Origin of the sequence: Dinghuibacter sp., assembly GCF_035492835.1 — a bacterium.
Classification (GTDB): Bacteria; Bacteroidota; Bacteroidia; order Chitinophagales; family Chitinophagaceae; genus Dinghuibacter.
The window spans coordinates 21,301-28,335 of the sequence record NZ_DATJIY010000172.1; the positions used below are offsets into that span (position 1 = coordinate 21,301).

The following is a 7,035-nucleotide window of genomic DNA, read 5'->3' on the forward strand; positions in this document are numbered from 1 at the left end:
CTTATGCGTTGGGCCTCCGCTTTGGGCTGTTTATTGTTGATGGCGGGCTGCCGCCAGAGCGGTACCTGGGTGGATAACCAGATCGACCCGTCGGTCCGTTCGACCCTGCGGTCGCTGAACACCAACGTCATCAGCTATATAACGGCCAAGGATACCGCCCAGCTCAAGGATATGTTCTCGGACAGCCTGCTGGCCCACGTAGGGCCGACCTTCGTCTCGCAGGTGGAGAAGAACCAGGTGTTGTTCGACCTGTCGAAGTACCGGTCCAAAAACGAATTCTATATCGTCTATACGGGCGCCAAATCCAGCTCCCACAATGTGCACCGGGGCAAGGGCAACGAGCATGACTATCTCCTGAACTTCCAGCCGATGACGGAAGAGACGCTGGTGTCGCTGGGCTTTTTCCAGGGAACGCCGGAGTCCTTTGCGCTGACGACGTCCTATGGCAAATACGGCGGCAACTGGAAGCTGAACATTATGGAGATCGGGCTGCTCAAGGTCATGAACGGGGACGCCGTCGACTGGTACCACCGCGCCAAACGGGACTTCGACTCCGGTTACCTGGCGGACGCGGCGAACGACCTGGTGATCATGGAGCAGCTTATGAAACCCGCCGGTGAGCTGCTCCACTACGAGAAGGAGAACGAGATGAACGAGCTCGACCAGCGGCTGACCGCGGCCATCGCCCAACGCTATCCCTTCCCGATGACGGACAGCCTGGTCAAAACCAAACCCAGCATCTTCCGGATCGCGCTTTACCGCGCCCCCGAGGCCTACTACCCCTTCGTCCTGTACCGCACCACCCTGCCCCTGACCGATACCGTGGCCCTTTCCAGGGAGTGCGACGCCATCAACGCCCGTCTGGGGCAGATGTTCAAGGGGTTGCCGGAAGGTAAGCGCTTTATCTACTACCGGGTCTATACAAAAGTACCCGGGGACACGACGGACGCTTACAAGGAGTTCCACCGCAGTGGGATACCGCCCTTTGTACACGGGGACCCACCGGACGCCGCGGCGAGCGGCGGGATGGCGGCCGCCGGGTCGGCGCCAGGCGGGATAGCGCCTCCCAAACCTTAGCGGTAACTTTCGACGGCCTTCCGGACGCTCCCGTGCTCCAGCAACAACGCTTTAGCCGCCTCGTAGGTGAGACCAGGCAACTGTTCCATGACCATTTTGGTGCCGCGGTCGACGAGCTTGTCGTTGGAGAGTTTCATGTCGACCATACGGTTACCCTTGACGCGTCCCAGGCGGATCATCACGACGGTGGAGATCATGTTGAGGACCAGCTTGGCGGCGGTGCCGCTTTTCAGACGGGTGCTGCCGGTGACGAATTCGGGGCCGACGGGGACCTCGACCGGGAAGTCGCAGGCTTGGGTGATGGGGGCGCCGGGGTTATTGGTGATGCAGCCGGTAAGGATGCCGTTGGCTTTTGCTTCTTTTAGCGCCTCGATGACATAAGGGGTGGTGCCGCTGGCGGCGATGCCGATGACCGAGTCCTTTTCGTTGATGTCGTGGGTTTGGAGGTCTTTCCAGCCTTGGGCTGCCTTGTCTTCCGCGTGCTCGACGGCCTGGGTGATGGCCTTTTCGCCGCCGGCGATGATGCCGACGACCAGGCCATAGGGAACGCCGAAGGTGGGCGGGCATTCGGAGGCGTCGACCACGCCCAGCCGGCCGCTGGTTCCGGCGCCGATATAGAACAGGCGGCCGCCGGCGAGCATGCGGTCGCTCACGGCTTCGACCAGGCGTTCGATCTGGGGGATGGCGCGTTCCACGGCGTGGGGGACGGACTGGTCCTCGCGGTTCATATTCGTTAAAAGGTCGTGGATAGACGCTTTTTCAAGGTCGTGGTAGTGGCTCGGCGACTCGGTGATCTTTTCGAAGGACATATGCGTTGTTTTTCGGCGGCGGCGCGTCAGCCTTTGTGGTAGGCCACCAGCCCATCCATGGGCATCTCGTGTATCTGCCCGATCTCGAACTCGTAGGCGTGGCCCAGTTCCCGGAGGACGTCCCGGAAGGCGTGGGCGACGCCGCCGATAAAATGGATCGGCTTGCTCCAGCTTTCGCGGTATTTACAAAGGTGCTGGAAAAAAAAGTCGTTCAGGCCGTCTTCGATGATGTTTTCGACCATATAATGTCCGCGGTTCCCGGAAAGGAAGTGCGTGTAGCCGGCCAGGTACCGGTTGGGCAGGGGTTGTTTGTACACGGCGTCGAGGATGGCGCTCGCGCTGTCGGTATAGGCGTTTTCGAATTTGGCTTTGAGCTCCTCGTCAAAGGTCTGGTAGAGATAGTACTGGAGCACACGCTTACCCAGGTAGGCGCCGCTACCCTCGTCCCCCAGGACGTATCCCAGGCCGGGGCTGTTCTTGACGATGGTTTTGCCGTTGTAATAGCCCGAGTTCGAGCCGGTACCGAGGATACAGGCGATCCCCGGCGTCCGGCCGCAAAGGGCCCGGGCGGCGCCGGTGAGGTCGTGCTGGACGTCGATTTCCGCCTTGGGGAAGCATTTTTTTAGCACCCCTTTCACCATCTTGGCGTTAGCGGGGTTGGCGTTGCCCGTCCCATAGAAGTAAACCTCGTCGGGATCCTCCGGGAGCTTTAGCTCTTTCTCCAGGATCGCGGCCATCTGCTCCGCGGTCAGGAAATAGGGGCTCAATCCCTGGGTGAAGATCGTTTTGCTGCGTTTGTTGGGCCGGAGCAGCCGCCACTCTGTCTTCGTGGACCCGCTGTCGGCGATCAGTACATTCGACATGTCATGCAATAACCCGTGTGAATTGCCAAATTTTAGTGAAATTCGCACTGCAAAGTACGTCATTCAATGAACAAAAACAGAAGATTACAGGTCTGGTTGCCGCTCCTTTTCGCGTTGACCATGATCGTGGGTATGTGGATAGGCTTCTCTCTGAGCAAAACGATGGGCAATACCGCGGGAGGGTTGTTCGAACGTCCGCAGACGAGCACTTCCCTCCAGGAAATCCTGGACCTTGTCAGCCACCGGTACGTCGACTCGGTCAATATCCCGGCCATTACCGACAGCGCTATCGGTACCGTCCTCGACCAGCTCGACCCCCATACGGCGTACATCCCCGCCCGTGACCTGGCGGAGGTCAACGAAGACCTGGACGGCGGCTTCGAGGGTATCGGCATCGAATTCAGTCTCCTCAACGATACGCTCAACGTGGTCAGCGTGGTGCCCGGCGGCGCCTCCGAAAAGGCGGGTCTCCAGGTCGGGGACCAGCTCATCAAGGTGGATACGACCAATATAGCCGGCAGGCATATCACCAATGACCTGATCCGCAAGCTGCTGAAGGGGCCGGAAAACAGCCAGGTCCGTATAACCTATCTCCACCAGGGCAGGCCCAAAGACGTGGTGCTCACCCGGTCGCTGGTGCCGCTGAACAGCCTCGACGCCGACTATATGCTGGAGCCCGAAGTCGGGTATATCAAGCTCAACAAGTTTTCCGCCACGACCTACCAGGAATTCATGGACGCCATGGATACCCTCCACAAACAGGGGATGAAGCGTCTCGTCCTGGACCTGAGGGACAACGGGGGCGGTTATATGGAGCAGGCCGTCAAGATCGCCGATGAATTCCTGGACGACAACAAGGAGATCGTCTATACCCGGGGCGCCCACAGTCCCCGGAAGGACTACAAGGCCGAGCACCCCGGGTTGTTCGAACAGGGTAAGCTGGTCGTGTTGATCGACGAGGGCACGGCGTCGGCCAGCGAAATCCTCACCGGCTCCCTCCAGGACTGGGACCGGGCGACCATCATCGGCCGCCGGAGCTTTGGCAAGGGGCTCGTCCAGGAGCAGTATTCCCTGGACGACGGTTCCGCCATCCGGCTCACCATCGCCCGCTATTATACCCCGTTGGGCCGCTCTATCCAGAAATCCTACGCCAAAGGCATCAAGGTATACGAGGACGACCTTCTCAACCGTATCCACAACGGCGACCTCGTCAATGCAGACAGCAACAAGGTCGCCAAGGGCCAGGTCTACACCACCCCGCTGGGCAAAAAGGTGTACGGCGGCGGGGGCATCATGCCCGACATCTTCGTCCCCCTGGACACCACCGAATACAGCCCGGTGATCACCCGGCTGCTGCGCTACAATACGCTGGTGGATTTCTGTTATAAGTACTACGTTTCAAACCGGGCCGCCCTCGACCAATACAAGGATCCCCAGACCTTCGCGCGCGAGTTCCAGCCCACTTCCTCGCTTTGGGACGACCTTAGCCGTTTCGCGGTACGGGACAGCGTCCACCTGCAGTACCTGCCCGCGCGGGACAAGGAGATGCTGCTGCTGCGCACCAAGAGCCTGCTGGCGCACCAGATCTGGCGGATGCAAGGGTTTTACGTAGTGTACAACCAGGATGATTCGGCGGTGCACAAGGCGCTGGAAGTGCTGAAGTGATTATTGTCATACGCTGCCCGGAGAAAAGTCATCTTTTGCGGCGGCCGGTCGTGCTACCTTGACGCTCTCAAAAAAGAGCATGTTATGAAAGCACTCGTTTATCACGGACCCGGCCGGAAAGCCTGGGAAGACAAACCCAAACCCGACATCAAGGTACCGACGGACGCGATCGTCAAAATCCTGAAAACGACGATCTGCGGAACGGATCTGCACATTATGAAGGGCGACGTCCCCGAAGTGACGGATGGCCGGATCATCGGCCACGAAGGCGTGGGGATAGTGGAGGAGACCGGCGGCGCCGTCAGCAGTTTCAAAAAAGGGGATCACGTTCTGATCTCCTGTATTACCTCCTGCGGCAAGTGTGAGTACTGCAAAAAAGGGATGTATTCCCACTGTATCGACGGGGGTTGGATCCTGGGCAACCTCATCGATGGCACCCAGGCGGAGTACGTCAGGATACCCCATGCGGACAACAGCCTCTACCCCATCCCCGGCGGCGCCGACGAAGAGGCGCTTGTCATGCTCAGCGACATATTACCCACCGGCTTTGAATGCGGCGTCCTCAACGGCCAGGTAAAGCCGGGTGATACCATTGCGATAGTCGGCGCGGGCCCCGTGGGGCTGGCAGCCTTGCTGACCGCCCAGTTCTATTCGCCGGCGGAAATCATCATGATCGATCTCGACGACAACCGCCTGGAGGTGGCGAAGACCTTCGGAGCGACACAACTGGTCAACAGCGGGGACGGAAAAGCGGTGGAGAAGGTAATGACACTGACCGGCGGAAAAGGGGTGGACACCGCCATCGAAGCGGTAGGGGTTCCGTCCACCTTCGAAATCTGCGAAGCGATCGTGACCGCGGGTGGCCATATCGCCAACATCGGGGTGCACGGCAAGAGCGTAACCCTCCATATGGAAACCCTGTGGTCAAAAAATATCAGCATCACCACCCGTCTGGTGGATACGGTCACGACCCCGATGCTGTTCAAGACCGTACAGGCGCAAAAGCTGGCGCCCAGGAAGCTGATCACGCACCACTTCCGGCTGGATCAGGTGGTCGAGGCGTACGAAACCTTTGGGAACGCGGCTAAGGAAAAGGCGTTGAAGGTGATATTGACGGCCTAGCGGCCCGGGGCGTCCGGGCCTCCTGCTTGCGGACTGTGAGGTGTGGGGTGGGATGCCTCTTTTTCCCTGTTTTGCGAAACGATTCGCAAAACAGGGAAAAAGAGGCATCCCACCCCACAGTCCACAGTCCGCAGGCCGGCGCGCATACGGGCGTTCGGCGCGGACGTCGCGGGCGCGATTTGAGGCCCGGGGGGATTTTTGTACTTTTGAGGCATGTGGAAGAAAAACATCCTGGAGACGATCGGCAACACCCCGATGATCCAGCTCAATAAGATCACCAAAGAGCTACCCTGTACCGTTCTGGCGAAGGTCGAATACTTCAATCCCGGGAACTCCATCAAGGACCGCATGGCCCTGAAAATGCTGGAGGTGGCCGAGCAGGAAGGGAAGATACTGCCCGGCGGCACCATCATCGAGTGCACCAGCGGGAACACCGGCATGGGCCTGGCGCTGGCCGCCTGCGTCAAGGGCTATAAGTGTATTTTCACATCCACCGATAAACAGTCCAAGGAAAAGTTCGACATCCTAAAGGCCGTCGGCGCCGAGGTGATCGTTTGCCCCACCAACGTGGAGCCGGACGATCCCCGCTCCTATTATTCGGTGGCCCGGCGCCTGGCGTCGGAGATACCCAATTCTTTCCACATCAATCAATACGATAACCTGGCCAACCGCCTGGCGCACTACGAGACCACGGGGCCCGAGATATGGGAACAAACCGAAGGAAAGGTGACGCACCTCGTCGTGGCCACGGGCACAGGGGGGACGATCGTGGGAACGGGGCGTTTTCTCAAAGAGAAGAACCCGGCCATCCAGGTATGGGCCGTCGATCCCTACGGGTCGTTGCTGAAAAAGTACCACGACAGTGGCGTCCTCGACAACAGCGAGGTGTATCCCTATATCTCCGAAGGCATCGGCGAGGACTTTATCCCCCAGAACTACGACATGAGCGTCATCGACCATTTTGAAAAGGTCACCGATAAGGAAGCCGCGCTTATGGCCCGGCGTATTTCGCGCGAGGAGGGCATTTTCGTCGGCTACAGCGCGGGCAATGCGCTGAAGGGTTTGCTGCAACTAAAGGATAAGTTATCCAAAGACGACCTCGTCGTTGTTATATTCCACGATCACGGTAGCCGTTATATCGGTAAGGTATACAACGACCAATGGATGATGGAGCGTGGCTTTATGGACGTGCAGACCATCAAGGACGTTGTCAACAGCCGGCCCAGCGGGCGGCGGCTCGTTACCGTTTCTCCGCTGCAGAAGGTCGGAGAAGCGATCGACCTGATGAAGAAATACGACATCGAGAACATCCCTGTCATGAACGGCGAGGGCCCCGTGGGCTCCATCTCCGAAAGCGGGCTCTTTACGCGGTTGCTCAACCACCCCGACCTGCGGAACCACGTGGTTCGCGACGTCATGGAAGCCGCCTACCCCGTCGTATCCTTCGACACGCCCGTGGAGCGGCTCAGCACGCTGATTTCGCGGGATAACGGGGCGGT

Annotated in this window: 6 protein-coding genes; 4 read left to right on the forward strand and 2 right to left on the reverse strand. The window is 59.2% G+C overall.

Annotated features, from left to right (window positions below):
* Positions 1 to 3 precede the first annotated feature (3 nt).
* Positions 4 to 1,077 carry a hypothetical protein gene (locus VL547_RS16325; RefSeq protein WP_325579751.1) on the forward strand — a complete coding sequence of 358 codons (1,074 nt, stop codon included), beginning with the start codon at positions 4 to 6 and terminating at the stop codon, positions 1,075 to 1,077.
* Here VL547_RS16325 and murQ read toward each other — a convergent pair.
* Both murQ and VL547_RS16335 read right to left on the reverse strand, forming a co-directional pair.
* On the reverse strand, positions 1,074 to 1,886 hold the full coding sequence (murQ, locus tag VL547_RS16330; protein ID WP_325579753.1) for an N-acetylmuramic acid 6-phosphate etherase: 813 nt from the start codon (positions 1,884 to 1,886) through the stop codon (positions 1,074 to 1,076). The two genes, VL547_RS16325 and murQ, sit on opposite strands and share 4 nt — an antisense overlap.
* A 26-nt stretch (positions 1,887 to 1,912) precedes the next feature.
* Positions 1,913 to 2,749, reverse strand: coding sequence for an N-acetylglucosamine kinase (locus VL547_RS16335; protein WP_325579755.1), 837 nt, complete (start codon positions 2,747 to 2,749; stop codon positions 1,913 to 1,915).
* A gap of 66 nt (positions 2,750 to 2,815) precedes the next feature.
* Here VL547_RS16335 and VL547_RS16340 point away from each other — a divergent pair, with 66 nt between their 5' ends.
* The 3 genes from VL547_RS16340 to VL547_RS16350 form a co-directional block, all read left to right on the forward strand.
* Positions 2,816 to 4,414 carry a S41 family peptidase gene (locus VL547_RS16340; protein ID WP_325579757.1) on the forward strand — a complete coding sequence of 533 codons (1,599 nt, stop codon included), beginning with the start codon at positions 2,816 to 2,818 and terminating at the stop codon, positions 4,412 to 4,414.
* A gap of 84 nt (positions 4,415 to 4,498) precedes the next feature.
* Entirely contained in the window at positions 4,499 to 5,536 is a 1,038-nt protein-coding gene (locus VL547_RS16345; RefSeq protein WP_325579759.1) for a zinc-dependent alcohol dehydrogenase family protein, read from the forward strand.
* A gap of 213 nt (positions 5,537 to 5,749) precedes the next feature.
* Positions 5,750 to 7,035: pyridoxal-phosphate dependent enzyme (locus VL547_RS16350; RefSeq protein ID WP_325579761.1), on the forward strand; the 1,286-nt coding region annotated here is incomplete at its 3' end.